The organism is Pseudomonas sp. CFBP 13711, from assembly GCF_014842265.1.
In the GTDB taxonomy this organism is placed as follows: domain Bacteria; phylum Pseudomonadota; class Gammaproteobacteria; order Pseudomonadales; family Pseudomonadaceae; genus Aquipseudomonas.
Window position 1 is genome coordinate 279,382 of the sequence record NZ_JACYVI010000002.1, and the last position, 15,162, is coordinate 294,543.

Below are 15,162 nucleotides of genomic sequence, written 5' to 3' on the forward strand. Positions count from 1 at the left end.
TTCGGGAACACCGTCATGAAACTGAACAAGCAGAACCTCTCCAATCTGGGCGCCGGCATTGCCATCCCCGCCTACTCCCTCGATGAGCGCCGCCAGGGCATTGCTCACATCGGCGTCGGCGGTTTCCACCGCGCCCACCAGGCGTTTTACACCGATGCGCTGATGTCCCTCGGCGCCAATGAACGCAGCGGCGAAAGCCTGGACTGGGCCATCTGCGGGGTCAGCCTGCGCGAAGAAGACCGCGGCAACTTCGAGGCGCTGAAGGGCCAGGACTTCCTCTACACGCTGTTCGAACTGGGCGACACCCAGGACACCGAAACCCGCGTGATCGGCGCCATGAGCCAGATGCTCATGTCCACCGACAGTGACCTGGCGCTGATCGACAAATTGGCCAGCGCCGACATTCGCATCGTCTCGCTGACCATCACCGAAGGCGGCTATTGCATCGATGACAGCACCGGCGAATTCATGAGCCACCTGCCGCAGATCCAGTACGACCTCGAACACCCTGCCACACCGAAAACTGTCTTCGGTTACCTGTGCGCGGCATTGACCCGACGCCGCGCGGAAGGCACACCGGCGTTCACCCTGATGTCCTGCGATAACCTGCCGCACAACGGCGCCGTGACCCGCAAGGCCCTGCTGGCGTTCGCCCAACTGCGAGACCCGGAGCTGCATGACTGGATCGCTGAAAACGTCAGTTTTCCCAACGCCATGGTTGACCGCATCACGCCGATGACCAGCACCGCCCACCGCCTGCAGCTGCACGACCAGAAAGGGATTGATGACGCCTGGCCGGTGGTCTGCGAACCCTTCGTGCAATGGGTGCTGGAAGACAAGTTCGTCAACGGCCGCCCGGCCTGGGAGAAGGTCGGCGTGCAGTTCACCGACGACGTGACCCCGTACGAAGAAATGAAAATCAAACTGCTCAACGGCAGCCACCTGGCGCTGACCTATCTGGGCGCGCTGAAGGGCTATCGCTTCGTCCACGAAACCATGAATGACCCGTTGTTCGTCGACTACATCCGCACCTACATGGACCTGGACGTCACCCCGCAACTGGCGCCGGTGCCGGGCATCGATTTGACCGAGTACAAACAGACCCTGATCGACCGCTTTTCCAATCAGGCCATCGCCGATCAGTTGGAGCGGGTGTGCTCCGACGGCTCGTCGAAATTTCCGAAATTCACCGTGCCGACCATCAACCGTTTGATCCTCGACGGCGGCAACATGGACCGAGCCTCGCTGGTGGTCGCGGCCTGGGCGCTGTACCTGCAGGGCAACCGCACGGGCGATTTCACCGGCGAGAACGGCGTGCCGTACACCGTGGTCGACCCGCGCGCGGACTTCTGCAAGGCGCTGGTGGCCGATGACGTGCTGGTCACTCAGCGGCTGCTTGAAGTGGAAGAAATCTTCGGCGCGGCGATTCCCCAGTCTGCCGAGTTCGTGGCATCGTTCGAGCACAACCTGAACAGCCTGAAAGAACTGGGCGTCAGCAAAACCCTGGAAAACCTGTTGGCGAAAACCGTCTGAGGTGGAACATGTTTCTCGGCATCGATTGCGGCACCCAAGGCACCAAGGCGATTGTTCTGGATGCGGTCAGCGGCAAGGTTCTGGGCGAAGGCTCGGGTGCGCACCACATGATCAGTGGCGCCAACGGTCGCCGCGAACAGGATGTGCAGGAATGGCTCGATGCGTTCGAGCAGGCCACGACGGTGGCGTTGCAGCAGGCCGGTGTGTCCGGTGCCGACATCCAGGCCATCGGCGTGTCCGGGCAGCAACATGGGCTGGTCATGCTCGATGACTCAGGCCAGGTGCTGCGCCCGGCGAAGCTGTGGTGCGACACCGAATCCACCCCGGAAAATGATCGCCTGCTGGCGTATCTGGGCGGTGAAGCCGGTTCGCTGGAGCGCTTGGGTATCGCCATCGCGCCGGGCTACACGGTCTCCAAACTGCTGTGGAGCAAAGAGCACTTCCCCGAACTGTTCGCCCGCATCGACAAGATCCTGCTGCCCCACGACTACCTCAATTACTGGCTGACCGGCCGCAGCTGCAGCGAGTTCGGCGATGCGTCGGGCACCGGTTATTTCAACGTGCGCACCCGCGCGTGGGACCTCGACATTCTTGAGCACATCGAACCCAATGGCCGGCTGGTCAGGGCTCTGCCGGAACTGATCGAAGCGCATCAGCCGGTGGGCACGATTCTTCCTGCCATCGCCCAGCGGCTGGGCCTCAATCCGAACGCCATCGTCTCTAGCGGCGGCGGCGACAACATGATGGGCGCGATCGGCACCGGGAATATTGCACCGGGCTCAATCACCATGAGCCTGGGTTCGTCGGGCACGGTCTACGCCTTCGCCGAAGCGGGTAATGTCAGTGCGCAGCCGTCAGTGGCGACCTTCTGTTCCTCGTCGGGCGGCTGGCTGCCGCTGATCTGCACCATGAACCTGACCAACGCCACCAGTGCCATCCGCGAGTTGTTCACCCTGGACATCGGCGCCTTCAACGCGGCGGTCGCCTCCTCACCGATTGGCGCCCAGGGCGTACTCGTGCTGCCGTTCCTCAACGGCGAACGCGTGCCCGCCCTGCCCCACGCCACCGGCAGCATTCTCGGGCTGGACAGCACCAACCTGACCCAGGCCAACCTGTGCCGCGCGGTGGTCGAGGGCACCACCTTCGGGCTGCGCTACGGTCTGGACCTGTTGCGTGACAGCGGCATTAAAAGCGATAACATCCGCCTGATCGGCGGCGGCGCTAAAAGCGCGATCTGGCGGCAGATCGTCGCCGACATCATGGACACGCCGGTCATCTGCACCACCGGCACCGAAGCGGCGGCACTGGGCGCGGCGATCCAGGCGGCGTGGTGTCATTCCCACGCCGATGCCGGGGGTGTCGGCGACGGCGAATCGCTGCAGGCGCTGACCGAACGTTGCGTCAGCCTCGATCCGGCCAGCGAAACCCGGCCGGTTGCCGAACACGTTACGGCGTATCAGGCGGTTTATCAGCACTATCGCACTCAATTGCAGGGCCTCTGACGGACAGCCCCGTCGGCCTTTATGGAGCAACTATGTATCTGGTCTGTGGCGAAGCACTGTTCGACTTTTTCTGTCAGCCGGACAGCGGACAAAGCAACAAAGTGGGTTATCAGGCCATCGCCGGCGGTTCGCCGTTCAACGTCTCCGTGGGGCTGCGCCGGCTGGGCATCGATGCCGGGTTCTTTGCCGGCATCTCCAGCGATTACTTGGGCAAGCGCCTGTTGAAAGTGCTGGCTGAAGAAGGCGTGCGCGATGACTTTCTCGTGCACATCGACGCGCCGACTACGCTGTCGATGGTCGCCGTGGGTGCCGACGGCTCGCCGCAGTACAGTTTTCGCGGCGAAGGCTGCGCCGACCGGATGCTGAGCGTCGAGCATCTGCCTGCGCTGGACGACAGCGTGCGGGGCCTGCACGTCGGTTCGTTTTCGCTGGTGGTGCAGCCGATCGCCGCCGCGCTGCTGACGCTGGTTCGGCGGGAAAGCGGCAAGCGGCTGATTACCTTCGATCCCAACGTGCGGCTGAATCCGGCGCCGAGCATTGAGCTGTGGCGCGGTCAGGTGGCGAAGTTTGCCGAGCACGCGCACATCATCAAGGTCAGTGATGAGGACCTGGAGCTGTTGTATCCGCAGAAGGACGCGGCGGCGGTGGCCGAGGGCTGGCTGAAGGACAATTGCCAGTGGGTGATCATGACCCGCGGGCGTGAGGGCGCGACGATATTCACGCGGGCGCTGGGTACGTGGTCGGTGGCGGCGCGCAAGGTGGAGACGGTGGATACGGTGGGTGCCGGTGATACGTTTCAGGCGGCGCTGATTGCGTTTCTGACGGAGCGGGGTCTGGATGCGCCAGCTGCTCTGGCGGGCGTGGACCGGGAGACGCTGACGAAGATGCTGGAGTTTGCGGTGGCGGCAGCGGCGGTGACCTGTACGCGGGAGGGGCCGGATTTGCCCTATCGGGCGGAAGTCGTTTAGCGCCGAGCACTATTAAAAGCAAAATCAAGATCAAGGGCGTCTGCCTGGGGGCAGACTGTTTCGCCTTCGGCGAGTTACTTGGAAAAGCACCCCAAGTAACCAAGGGTGCTTGCTCCTGGCTAGGTTCCTCCTGCGTCGGAATTCCCTCACTCCGGCGACGCTCCGTGGGCCCGCGCCGAACGGACATCCATGTCCTGACGGCGCTCTCGCCGCATCCCTGCGGCTCGGCCCACTCCGCGTCGCCTGCGTTCAGCCTGCACCCAAGTCGCGTTTGGCGGTGACTGGACTTTTTGCGTATGAAGATCAAAAGCAGATCAAGAGCAGGTCAAGAGCTTCCCGGCTAAAGCCGGTCCTACAGTCGGAGCCGGTCCCACTGATTGCACGCGCTGCTGTTAGTGGGACCGGCTTTAGCCGGGAAGAGGCCAGCTCAGGCGCCGATATTTTTGCTGATAGCCCCCCTCCTTGTGGGAGCGAGCTTGCTCGCGAATGCTTTATCCAACACGCCAGATATCCGATGGATGTACCGGCCCCTTCGTGAGCAAGCTCACTCCCACACGTCCTTGGCGCTTGACCCGCCCTCGATCTGCTTCTGATCTGCTTTTGACTTTGATCTCCAAACACATAACCCTCAGACGACACCTATCGCGACTTTGGTGCAGGCTGAACGCAGGTTTCGCGGAGTGGGTCGAGCGGCATGGATGCCGCGAGAGCGCCGTCAGGACATGGATGTCCGTTCGGCGCGGGCCCACGGAGCGGGACCGGAGTGAAGGAACCCGACGAAGTCGGGCCCAACCGAGAGCAAGCACCCTTGGTTACTTGGGGTGCTTTTCCAAGTAACTCGCCGAAGGCGAAACGCTCTGCCGTTAGGCAGAGCACCCGAGGCGCCAACAGATCAGGCCATTTCCGCCTTTGCCATGGCGATCCTGGTCTTCACCTCCCGCTCAGCGACCTGCTGATCCGTCTTCTGCTTCTGCAGCTCGGTCACCTGCTTGTCAACCGCCGCCTGCTCTTCCGGCGTCATGGCGTCGTATTCCGCCTTGCTGACGCCCGTCAACCGCTGCCGCACCTTCTCCGCGTCGGTCTGGTTCATGTAGGACAGAAACTGATCCTTCACCGAACCCGCGCCGTCAGAACCCGCCGTGCCATCACTGGCCGCCAGTTCATCGGAGACGGTCTTGCTGACGCTATCAGACGACGCGACCTGCTTGTCAGCGCTGGACACAAACGCCGCAGCCGCAGCCGCCTTGTCATCGTCCGTCACCGACGACGCCGTGTTGGCCGCCGCTGCTTTCAGGTTCACCATCATTTTGGCAAACGACTCGTCGTAGCCCTGCTTGCCGTCATTGCTGCTTTGCGCCGCGCCTTCACCATTGCTTGCAATCGCCGCCACGGGTGTGGCAGCGCCGGCCATGGCGCTGTTGTAGGCATCCGTGTCCGTCGTGGCGTAATGGGTGTGGCTTACGGCCTTCGACACGAACTGCTGGATGGCACTGTTGCCGATTAACATCTTTCACCTCCTGTTCAGGTTGTCCGATGTACCCCGACAACAGCAAAACCGATGCCATACCGCCTGATCCACCTGAAAGGCCCGCCAGCACGGGCCTGCAGACCACGCGCCAGGGCGTGATGAGCCGCGTAATCGACAATGCTTGCCGTCTGCGGCAGGTTCTCGCCGCCGGCTTGCCGTACTGGCCAGTGCACCGCTGACAACCGGAGGCCGCCGTCTATTTAAGGAACGCCTTCACCGCCTCATTCACCTTGTCTGCTTCACACGCCGGCGCCATGTGCCCGCAATCGCTGTTGAGCACCAGCAACTGTGCGCGCTTTTGAGCGGCCAGCGCCTTGGAAGGGGCCGGGTCTACCATGCGGTCCTGCTCTGACGTGATGACTAACAGCTGCGCCTTGATCTTCCCGGCCAGCGCGGCCATATCTCCCTGACGCAACAGATCAAAGGACGTCATCGCCTGCAATTGCCGGTACCAGTCGACCGTACTGAACGGCTGGCCACCTGTTGAAGCAGGAACGTTGCCGCCAGGCGCAGGCCTGTTCCCCGCCGGCTTGGCTGCAGCACGCTCCGGTGTCCATAGATAACCGTTGTGTACCGCCGTGAGCTGCTTGAACACCGTGCCCGGCCCATAGTTGCCGTTGTTCCAGCCCGGCGCGTGTTCGATGGCGGCAAGTTCTGCATTCCATGCCTGCAGATCGCGCTCGGTCGGGTGTGGCGTGCCGACAATGGTCACCACCTTGCTGGCGAAATCCGGGTACATCACCGCCCACTGCAAGGCCTGCATACCGCCCATGGAAATGCCGACGATGGCGTGGGCGTGATCGATGCCCAGGTACATGGCGAGCAAGCGATGCTGCGCCTTGACCATGTCGCGAATACCGAACTGCGGAAACTTCAGGCGCGGCGCGCTAAGGCTGTTGGACGGCGAGCAGGACACGCCGTTGCCGATAGCGTCCATCGCCACCACGTACCAGCGATTGGTGTCGACCAACTTGCCGGGTCCGATCATGTCGGCCTGGTCGGACGTCCGCCCGGCGAGCCAGGTGGTCACCAACACGACGTTATTGCGATCTTCTGCCAGGGTGCCGTAGGTGCGATAACCCAAGTCGCAACGAGTGATTTTGCCGCCGGTCATGTTCAACGAGCCGATGTTCACACGCTGCTGCTCTGCCGCCTGGCAGATGCCTACACTCATCACGACCAGCAACGCACGCAGCGTCCGGTCAGCGTAATGACGCAGTTTCATGGAGTTCCTCAGTGAGATAGCCGGGCGTGGTAGCGCCTGAAAGGTTTGCGGCTACGGAAAACCATGTACATCAACACCATGCCGTCGCGCTGCGCCATCAGCGTAGACGGTTATGGCGTATGAGCGAGGCGGGTTCACGCCTATTTTTTCAGGCCATTCAATGGCCTGAGTCATTTACGGTTCTGCGCCGCTTTTCCCCTTGAAGGCGACAGATATCGCCATGAGGACTCCCCCTGCTCCACCGGCGATGGTAGCGTGCGGTGGTTTCTGATCGAATGATCAGACATTTCTCTCAACATGCCTGCCAAGGAATGCCCCACCCAATGGACTTTTCACTCAAAAAACTCGCCGCCGCCACTTTGATGTTCGCCGGCGTCTCCGCCATTGCACCGGCTGCCTTTGCCAACCTCACCGCGCAACAAAGCAGCACGATTGTCGGCAGTCTCAAAGAAAACGCGGTCACGGATTTCCGCCAATTCCTTAAGACCATTAGCACCACCGACGTCGTCAAGGCCGCCGGCATTGAGCCGGCGATTAATGCCTTCCTCGGCAATAAAAAGCTGTCCGCCGATGAGCAGAACGATATCCATCGCCTGCTGGGGATTTATGCGCGGGTGAAATACGGCAGCGCCGCCACCGAAACTCTGCGCGAGCTGGTCGCCATTCCTACGTTCCAGACTGAAGGCGTCGCACAGCACGACAACCCGGCGTTCATCAAGATGGCCGAGAAAATCAAAACCCTCGCGCAGTCGTTCAACCTGACTTTCCGTAACATCGACAACCGCGTGTATGAAATCTCCCTTGAGGGCGCGGGCCCTGAAGTGGTCGGCATTCATGCCCACGCCGACGTCGTGCCGGTCACATTGGACAACTGGGTGCTGGCCGATGGCACTCGTCTGGATCCGTTCAAAATCACCCTGATCGGCGACCGCATGTACGGGCGCGGCACCGAGGATGACAAGAACGGCATCGTCGTCGCGCTCTACGCCATGAAGGTGATCAAGGAAGAAAAGCTGCCCCTGGCGCGCAACTTCAAGCTGCTGATCGACACCACCGAAGAAACCTCCGGCGACGCCATTCCCTACTATTTCGAGCGCAACCCGACGCCGGCCTACAACCTGGCGCTCGACGGCAGCTACCCGGTGGTCATCGCGGAAAAGGGCTACGGCACGGTCATGGCCAGCTTCGCCCGTCGCACCGCCGAAGGCACTGGCGCGGAAATCACTTCGATGACCGGCGGCATGGCCACTAACCAGATCCCGTCAAAATCGGTCGTCACGCTGGTGAGCGATCAACCCGCTGAACTCGCGGCCGAGTTGCAGAAAGCCGGCGCCGAGTACGCCCAGCGCAACGGCGGCAACTTCAAGGTCGACGCGGAAGTGGCCGGCAAGGACGTCAAGCTGACCGTCACCGGCGTGTCGGCGCATTCTTCCGAGCCAGAATCGGGGGTCAACCCGGTGGCGCGGATGCTCGATTTCATCAACGGCCTGGACGGTAAGGTCGCGCTCAAGCACAACGCGATCACCGACGCCGCGCGCTACGCCGCTGACAACTGGGGCCTGGACTACTTGGGCGCCAAACTGGGCGTCGGCTTCAGTGATGAGTTCATGGGCCCGCTGACGGCCTCGCTGACTTACGTGGCGATGGACGACAAGGCCTTCAAACTGGCAGTCAATCTGCGCGTGCCAAGGGGCAAATCACCGGAAGCGCTGAAGGCGGAAATCGCACAGAAGCTGACCGCCTGGACCCAGCAGAGCCATATCACGCCAGGCTTCAATTACTCGATCGCCGAGCCGATGTACCGCAATCCCGAGGGCGAGTGGGTCAAGGCGCTGTTGGCCGTGGCCACCGAGAACCTGGGCATGGAGCACAAGTTCGGCACGTCCGCCGGCGCCACGTCCGTGCATGAGCTGCCCAACGGCGTGCAGTTCGGTCTGGCTAAACCCGACGTCAAATACACCGGTCACACCGACGCCGAGTTCAAGACCACCGAGCAGTTCCTGCTGGACTTGCAGATCGTCACCGAGATGATGGGCCGCATCGGTCAGCTGCCGAAACTCTGACCCCCCTGCCCCAGGCCCGCTGCAATGGCGGGCCTGATTCGCGCCGCTGAATGCGCAGTCATCAGCCACTCAGTTTTGAAGCTTTGAGCCTGTCCGGCGCACGATTTTGATCGAGTGTTTGAGGTTGGGCTTGCGCGTCACACTGATCGCCCGTTGGGTGACCGTGTCCAGAGTGATGCTCCAGAAGCCGGTGCTGGGCACGACGATCTTCGCCGGAAAGCGGTCGAAGGCGCCGCCGTGATAAGTGTGGCGACCGCCGTTCTTGAAGCTGCGGAAGTTGGCGTCACTCATGAGGCGGATATTGCAGGCGTTCGAGGACTCGATCACCACGATGTCGCCTTCATTCAGGTGTTCGCGTTGGTGGATGAATTTCACGGGGGATCCCACGGCAGAGTTGAAAACGGGCGCGAGAATATCATGCAGGCCCGGCTCCACAAGGCGGGGTCGCCTAAATGACAGCACAAAAAAAACCTCATGATCACTCATGAGGTTTTGCTTTTAGTGGGGCCGGCTTTAGCCGGGAAGAGGCCAGTCTGTACGCCATCATTTTGCAGTGTGGCAGCCGAAGTCTTCCCGGCTGAAGCCGGTCCCACTAATAAACCATCACGCCGGGGCGCTGGTGCGGATCAGGTGGTCGAAGGCGCTGAGGGAGGCTTTGGCGCCCTCGCCGACCGCGATCACGATCTGCTTGTACGGCACGGTGGTCACGTCGCCGGCAGCGAAAATGCCCGGGATCGATGTCTCGCCGCGTTGGTCGATGATGATCTCGCCCCGTGGCGACAGCTCGACGGTGCCCTTGAGCCATTCAGTGTTCGGCAGCAGGCCGATCTGCACGAAGATGCCTTCCAGCTCAACGGTGATTTCCTCACCCGTGAGGCGGTTCTTGTAGCGCAGGCCGTTGACTTTCTGGCCGTCACCGGTGACTTCGCTGGTCAGCGCGCTGGTCAGGACCGTCACGTTGGGCAGGCTGTGCAGCTTGCGTTGCAGCACTGCATCGGCGCGCAGGTTGGCGTCGAATTCCAGCAGGGTCACGTGGGACACGATACCGGCCAGGTCGATGGCCGCTTCGACGCCGGAGTTGCCGCCGCCAATCACCGCGACGCGCTTGCCTTTGAACAGCGGACCGTCACAGTGCGGGCAGTACGCCACGCCCTTGTTGCGGTATTGCTGCTCGCCCGGGACGTTCATTTCACGCCAGCGTGCGCCGGTCGCCAGAATCACGGTCTTGCCTTTCAGCACGCCGCCGCTGGCGAACTTGACCTGATGCAGCTCGCCATTCTTGCCCGGAATCAACTGCTCGCCGCGCTGCAGGTTGATGACGTCCACTTCGTACTGCTTGACGTGCTCTTCGAGGGCGACCACCAGCTTCGGCCCTTCGGTATGCTGCATCGAGATGAAGTTCTCGATCGCCATGGTGTCCAGCACCTGGCCGCCGAAACGCTCGGCTGCCACGGCGGTGCGAATGCCTTTACGGGCAGCGTAGATCGCTGCGGAGGAACCGGCCGGGCCACCGCCGACGACCAGAACGTCGAAGGCTTCTTTGGCATTCAGCTTCTCGGCCTGACGATCACCGGCGCTGGTGTCGATCTTCGCCAGAATCTCCTCCAGGTTCATGCGGCCCTGGCCGAACAGTTCGCCGTTCAGGTAGATGCTTGGCACCGACATGATCTGGCGGTCGGTGACTTCTTGCTGGAACAGGCTGCCTTCGATGGCGACGTGCTGCACGTTCGGGTTGAGCACGGCAAGCAGGTTCAGTGCCTGAACCACGTCCGGGCAGTTCTGGCAGGTCAGCGAGAAGTAGGTTTCAAACTTGAACTCACCGGTCAGGCTACGGGCCTGCTCGATGGTTTCCTCGGAGGATTTGGACGGGTAACCGCCGACTTGCAGCAGTGCCAGCACCAGCGAGGTGAATTCGTGGCCCATTGGCAGACCGGCGAAGCGCAGCTTGATGTCCTGGCCCGGGCTGTTCAGGGCGAAGGACGGCGTGCGGGTATCGCTGCCATTGGTGTCCAGGGTGATCTTGTCGGAGCTGCTGACGATGTCATTGAGCAGGGCCAGCATTTCCTGGGATTTTGCGCCGTCATCAAGGGACGCAATGATCTCGATCGGGCGAGTGATCCGCTCCAGGTAAGATTTCAACTGAGCTTTAAGATTGGCGTCCAACATGGTTCGGCTTCCTTCTTCACTTTCAGGGTCCGGATCCGCTTCGGAATCCAGCGAGTTCTACAAAAAAAAACGCCCGAGCGATAACCGCCCGGGCGTTTTTTGGGGGCGATGCGGTTTACGTGCCTACGGGCTCATCGCCCCCGATCCGGTCATGACGACTTAGATCTTGCCAACCAGGTCCAGGGACGGTGCCAGAGTGGCCTCGCCTTCTTTCCACTTGGCTGGGCAGACTTCGCCCGGGTGAGCAGCGACGTACTGAGCCGCCTTGATTTTGCGCAGCAGCTCGGAAGCGTCACGGCCAACACCGCCGTCGTTCAGTTCGACGATTTTGATTTCGCCTTCCGGGTTGATCACGAACGTGCCGCGGTCAGCCAGACCTGCTTCTTCGATCAGGACGTCGAAGTTGCGGGAGATTTTCAGGGTTGGGTCACCGATCATGGTGTACTGGATTTTGCCGATGGCTGGCGAAGTGTTGTGCCAGGCAGCGTGAGCAAAGTGAGTGTCGGTGGAAACGCTGTAGATTTCGACGCCCAGTTTCTGGAACTCGGCGTAGTTGTCCGCCAGGTCTTCCAGCTCGGTTGGGCAAACGAAGGTGAAGTCAGCCGGGTAGAAGAACACCACAGACCATTTGCCTTTCAGGTCGGCGTCCGACACTTCTACGAAGTTGCCGTTCTTGAAAGCAGTTGCCGTGAACGGTTTGACTTGGCTGTTGATGATAGGCATCAGTGAATCTCCTGAGGGTTGTGGAAATGGGTGTTACAAATTCGATGGGGAGGATACTACGCAAAATCGTCGGCAAGAACTCATTGGCAAACCTCATGCTAACGATTGGTTTTGACTATAAGGATGCTTTATTAATAGAAGACGTTGTTGATGGACGGTCGGGGCCGGGGAAGGCGCGTTCAGTCTGACTCGATCAGGCTTCGCACGCGCACCGCAAGTTCGTCGATGCTGAAGGGTTTGGTGAGCAGATCCATGCCATCGTCGAGAAAGTCGCCACGCACCTCGGCCTCTCGCGCATAGCCGGTCATGAACAGAACCTTCAGGCCGGGGCGGTGCTGACGGGCCACCTCCGCCAGTTGACGACCATTCAAGCCCGGCAGTCCAACGTCCGTCACCAGCAGATCGACCGGATCGCTGCCCTGCAGGACCGGGAGCGCCTCATGGCTGTCGCAGGCCACGATCACCCGGTAACCCAGCTCCTTCAGCACATCCACCACCAGCATGCGCACATCGGGCTCGTCTTCGACCACCAGCACGCGCTCGCCCTGACTGGCGCGAGGCGGCTCGATGCTGGGGTTCACGACGGGCGCACACTCGGCGGCAGCCTCATGACAGGGAAGCAGCAAATCGATCCGCGTGCCGCGCCCTTCTTCGCTGGAAATACTGACCCGGCCGCCGGTCTGGTTGATGAAGCCGTAGACCATCGACAGGCCCAGCCCGGTGCCCTGCCCGATCGGCTTGGTGGTGAAGAACGGATCGAAAGCCCGAGCGATGACTTCGCTGGACATGCCCATTCCGGTGTCCTGCACGCGAAGGCGCACGTAGTCGCCCGGTGCCAGCGCATCCTGCAACAGGGCAATGTGGGTCAGTTCAGTCTGGATCAGCAGCCTGCCGCCATCGGGCATCGCGTCGCGGGCGTTGATGACCAGATTGAGCAAGGCGTTTTCCAGCTGGTGCTCATCGGTGTTGGTCAGGCACGAGGTCCCGTGCAGATCGACTTCCAGCTCGATGCTTTCGCCGATGGTGCGGCGCAGCAACTCTTCCATCGACGTCACCATGTGATTGACGTCCACGGGGCATTGGTTGAGCGACTGGCGGCGGGCGAACGCAAGCAGGCGATGGGTGAGTGAGGCGGCGCGGTTGGCCGAGCCCATGGCGGCCTCGATGTAACGATCGATCTCCGACACGCGACCTGCGGCTACCCGACGCTGAATCAAGTCCAGCGCGCCAAGCACGCCGGTCAGCATGTTGTTGAAATCGTGGGCGATGCCGCCAGTGAGCTGGCCGATGGCGTCCATCTTCTGCGCGTGGCGCAGGGCCTCTTCGGCCTGGGCGCGCTCGCTGATTTCGATCTGCAGGCGCTCATTGCTCTCGGCCAGCTCACGGGTACGCGCGGCAACTCGCTGCTCAAGACTCTCGTTCAGCTCACGCAGGGCATCTTCGGCACTGACTTGCGCGGTGATGTCCGTGCTGGTGCTCAGCCAGTGGGTGATGCTGCCGCGGTCGTCGCGGATCGGCAACGCACGGGACAGGAACCAGCGGTACTGGCCGTCTTTGCCACGCAGCGGGAAGGTGTCTTCCCACAATGACCCGGTCGCGAAACAGCGCTGCAGGCGCGACTCGACGCGCTGGCCATGGTCAGGGTGATGCAACGATCGCCAGCCCAACGCCATCATCGCCTCGTACGAGGTGCCGGTGTAACTGTACCAGCGCTCGTTGTACCAATGGATGCGCCCGGCCGGATCGGCGATCCAGGCCAACTGACTCATGTTGTCGGCGAGGCTGCGAAACTGCCGCTCACTTTCCTCAAGCGTTTCGGTTCTGGAAAGCGCCTGGTCGTCAGGTCCTGCTGGATTCAAGGGCATGGCTGCCGAAAAACTCGTGCTGGTCAAAGAGTGGGTCCGTCCCTAAAAACAATGGCTCGTCCAGCTCCCTCCATGGAGGCCGGACCGTTCACATGTGCCGCGTGTCGTTCAATCACACGCGCGGCGCACGCCTTAACGCGTCGGTGTGCGCATGGTGACGAATTCCTCCGCCGCCGTAGGATGCACGCCAATGGTGTCGTCGAAAATCTGTTTGGTAGCGCCGGCCTTGAGCGCGATCGCCAGGCTCTGGATGATCTCGCCCGCGTCCGGGCCGACCATGTGGCAACCCAGAACGCGATCGGTTTTGGCGTCGACCACCAGCTTCATCAGGGTGCGCTCCTGGTTGTCGGTCAGCGACAGCTTCATCGGCCGGAACTTGCTTTCGAATACCTGCACCGCATAGCCGTCCTTCATGGCTTCGGCTTCGGTGAGACCGACCGTGCCGATGTTCGGCAGGCTGAACACGGCAGTGGGAATGTGGCGGTAGTCCACGGGGCGGTACTGCTCGGGCTTGAACAGGCGCCGCGCGACGGCCATGCCTTCGGCCAGGGCCACCGGCGTCAACTGCACCCGACCGATGATATCGCCGACGGCGATGATCGATGGCTCGGTGGTCTGGTAGTCACCGTTGACCTTGATGAAGCCTTTCTCATCCAGCTCGACGTTGACGGTGTCCATGCCCAGGTTATCGAGCATCGGACGGCGGCCGGTGGCGTAGAAGACGCAGTCGGTGTTGAACGAGCTGCCGTCGTTCAGGCTCAGTTGCAAGGTGCCGTCGGCCAGCTTCTCGATGCTGTTGATTTCGGTCTTGAAGCGGATGTCCATCTCGCGCTTGGCGAGCTCTTCGTGCAGATGGGTGCGCACGCTTTCGTCGAACCCGCGCAGGAACAATTCGCCGCGGTACATCAGCGAGACGTCAGCGCCCAGGCCGTTGAAGATCGAAGCGAACTCGACTGCGATGTAGCCGCCGCCGACCACGACGACGCGCTTGGGCATCTGTTCGAGAAAGAACACTTCGTTGGAGGTGATGGCGTGCTCGCGGCCCGGAATGTCCGGCACCTGCGGCCAGCCACCGGTGGCGATCATGATGTGCTCGGCCGTGTGAACCTGGCCGTTGATTTCGACTTCGTGGGGGCCGCGCAGGCGCGCATGGCCTTCCATCAGTGTCACGCCGCTGCTGTCCAGCAGCTTGCGGTAGACGCCATTGAGGCGGCTGATTTCACGGTTCTTGTTGGCGATCAGGGTGGGCCAGTCGAAATGCGCCTCGCCACTGCTCCAGCCGTAGCCTTTCGCCTGTTCGAAGTCTTCGGAATAGTGCGCGCCGTAGACCATCAGTTTTTTCGGCACGCAACCAACGTTGACGCAGGTGCCCCCCAGATAACGGCTCTCGGCCACGGCCACGCGCGCGCCGAAACCGGCGGAAAACCGCGCTGCGCGGACGCCGGCCGAGCCCGCGCCAATTACAAAAAGGTCAAAGTCGTAGCTCATGTGTCTCTCCCAAGCGATGCGCTAGCATAACCGCTTGAGCGCGCTCGGCAAGTTCCGCAGGACAGAAACGACAAAGCCACCCGAAGGTGGCTTTGTCTGAC

The 15,162-nt window shown here is 61.7% G+C and carries 11 protein-coding genes; 4 read left to right on the top strand and 7 right to left on the bottom strand.

Translation table 11 applies throughout. From position 1 onward, the window contains the following. The first annotated feature begins 15 nt into the window (after positions 1 to 15). The 3 genes from IFT47_RS06220 to IFT47_RS06230 are packed head-to-tail and all read left to right on the top strand — an operon-like array spanning position 16 to position 4,003. On the top strand, positions 16 to 1,533 hold the full coding sequence (locus tag IFT47_RS06220; RefSeq protein ID WP_192172103.1) for a mannitol dehydrogenase family protein: 1,518 nt from the start codon (positions 16 to 18) through the stop codon (positions 1,531 to 1,533). A gap of 8 nt (positions 1,534 to 1,541) precedes the next feature. Continuing rightward, positions 1,542 to 3,035: a xylulokinase gene (gene xylB / locus IFT47_RS06225; RefSeq protein WP_192172104.1), complete on the top strand. Its 1,494-nt coding sequence runs from the start codon at positions 1,542 to 1,544 to the stop codon at positions 3,033 to 3,035. Between the two features lie 32 nt (positions 3,036 to 3,067). Then, positions 3,068 to 4,003, top strand: coding sequence for a carbohydrate kinase family protein (locus tag IFT47_RS06230; RefSeq protein WP_192172105.1), 936 nt, complete (start codon positions 3,068 to 3,070; stop codon positions 4,001 to 4,003). Positions 4,004 to 4,895: 892 nt separating this feature from the next. On the opposite strand, the gene IFT47_RS06235 is transcribed toward IFT47_RS06230, so the two are convergent. Further along, positions 4,896 to 5,510 carry a hypothetical protein gene (locus IFT47_RS06235; RefSeq protein ID WP_192172106.1) on the bottom strand — a complete coding sequence of 205 codons (615 nt, stop codon included), beginning with the start codon at positions 5,508 to 5,510 and terminating at the stop codon, positions 4,896 to 4,898. A gap of 217 nt (positions 5,511 to 5,727) precedes the next feature. Next, complete coding sequence (locus IFT47_RS06240) at positions 5,728 to 6,756, bottom strand: alpha/beta fold hydrolase (protein ID WP_192172107.1); 1,029 nt, start codon at positions 6,754 to 6,756, stop codon at positions 5,728 to 5,730. A gap of 323 nt (positions 6,757 to 7,079) precedes the next feature. Between IFT47_RS06240 and IFT47_RS06245 the strand changes: the two genes are divergently transcribed. Next, positions 7,080 to 8,819, top strand: coding sequence for a dipeptidase (locus tag IFT47_RS06245; RefSeq protein WP_192172108.1), 1,740 nt, complete (start codon positions 7,080 to 7,082; stop codon positions 8,817 to 8,819). Between the two features lie 69 nt (positions 8,820 to 8,888). Here IFT47_RS06245 and IFT47_RS06250 read toward each other — a convergent pair whose 3' ends face one another. The 5 genes from IFT47_RS06250 to gorA all read right to left on the bottom strand — a co-directional run bounded on the left by IFT47_RS06250 (position 8,889) and on the right by gorA (position 15,061). Then, positions 8,889 to 9,194 (bottom strand): DUF1883 domain-containing protein, encoded by a 306-nt coding sequence (locus IFT47_RS06250; RefSeq protein ID WP_342345366.1) that lies wholly within the window; start codon positions 9,192 to 9,194, stop codon positions 8,889 to 8,891. Positions 9,195 to 9,422: 228 nt separating this feature from the next. Then, positions 9,423 to 10,985, bottom strand: a complete 1,563-nt coding sequence (gene ahpF, locus IFT47_RS06255; protein WP_192172110.1) for an alkyl hydroperoxide reductase subunit F — start codon at positions 10,983 to 10,985, stop codon at positions 9,423 to 9,425. Positions 10,986 to 11,144: 159 nt separating this feature from the next. Then, the gene (ahpC, locus tag IFT47_RS06260) at positions 11,145 to 11,708 is read right to left on the bottom strand and encodes an alkyl hydroperoxide reductase subunit C (protein WP_065987199.1); all 564 of its coding nucleotides are present in this window, start codon (positions 11,706 to 11,708) and stop codon (positions 11,145 to 11,147) included. Positions 11,709 to 11,887: 179 nt separating this feature from the next. Next, complete coding sequence (locus tag IFT47_RS06265) at positions 11,888 to 13,600, bottom strand: hybrid sensor histidine kinase/response regulator (protein ID WP_407073220.1); 1,713 nt, start codon at positions 13,598 to 13,600, stop codon at positions 11,888 to 11,890. A gap of 105 nt (positions 13,601 to 13,705) precedes the next feature. Continuing rightward, a complete protein-coding gene (gene gorA, locus IFT47_RS06270) occupies positions 13,706 to 15,061 on the bottom strand; it encodes a glutathione-disulfide reductase (RefSeq protein WP_192172112.1) in 1,356 nt (451 codons plus the stop codon). Between the last annotated feature and the right edge of the window lie 101 nt (positions 15,062 to 15,162).

What these genes read in the sequence shown, in the direction of transcription:
- gorA (WP_192172112.1), bottom strand. Translation starts at nt 15,061, where the DNA reads ATGAGCTACGACTTTGACCTTTTTGTAATTGGCGCGGGCTCGGCCGGC.
- IFT47_RS06245 (WP_192172108.1), top strand. Translation starts at nt 7,080, where the DNA reads ATGGACTTTTCACTCAAAAAACTCGCCGCCGCCACTTTGATGTTCGCC.
- IFT47_RS06230 (WP_192172105.1), top strand. Translation starts at nt 3,068, where the DNA reads ATGTATCTGGTCTGTGGCGAAGCACTGTTCGACTTTTTCTGTCAGCCG.
- IFT47_RS06240 (WP_192172107.1), bottom strand. Translation starts at nt 6,756, where the DNA reads ATGAAACTGCGTCATTACGCTGACCGGACGCTGCGTGCGTTGCTGGTC.
- xylB (WP_192172104.1), top strand. Translation starts at nt 1,542, where the DNA reads ATGTTTCTCGGCATCGATTGCGGCACCCAAGGCACCAAGGCGATTGTT.
- ahpF (WP_192172110.1), bottom strand. Translation starts at nt 10,985, where the DNA reads ATGTTGGACGCCAATCTTAAAGCTCAGTTGAAATCTTACCTGGAGCGG.
- ahpC (WP_065987199.1), bottom strand. Translation starts at nt 11,708, where the DNA reads ATGCCTATCATCAACAGCCAAGTCAAACCGTTCACGGCAACTGCTTTC.
- IFT47_RS06220 (WP_192172103.1), top strand. Translation starts at nt 16, where the DNA reads ATGAAACTGAACAAGCAGAACCTCTCCAATCTGGGCGCCGGCATTGCC.
- IFT47_RS06235 (WP_192172106.1), bottom strand. Translation starts at nt 5,510, where the DNA reads ATGTTAATCGGCAACAGTGCCATCCAGCAGTTCGTGTCGAAGGCCGTA.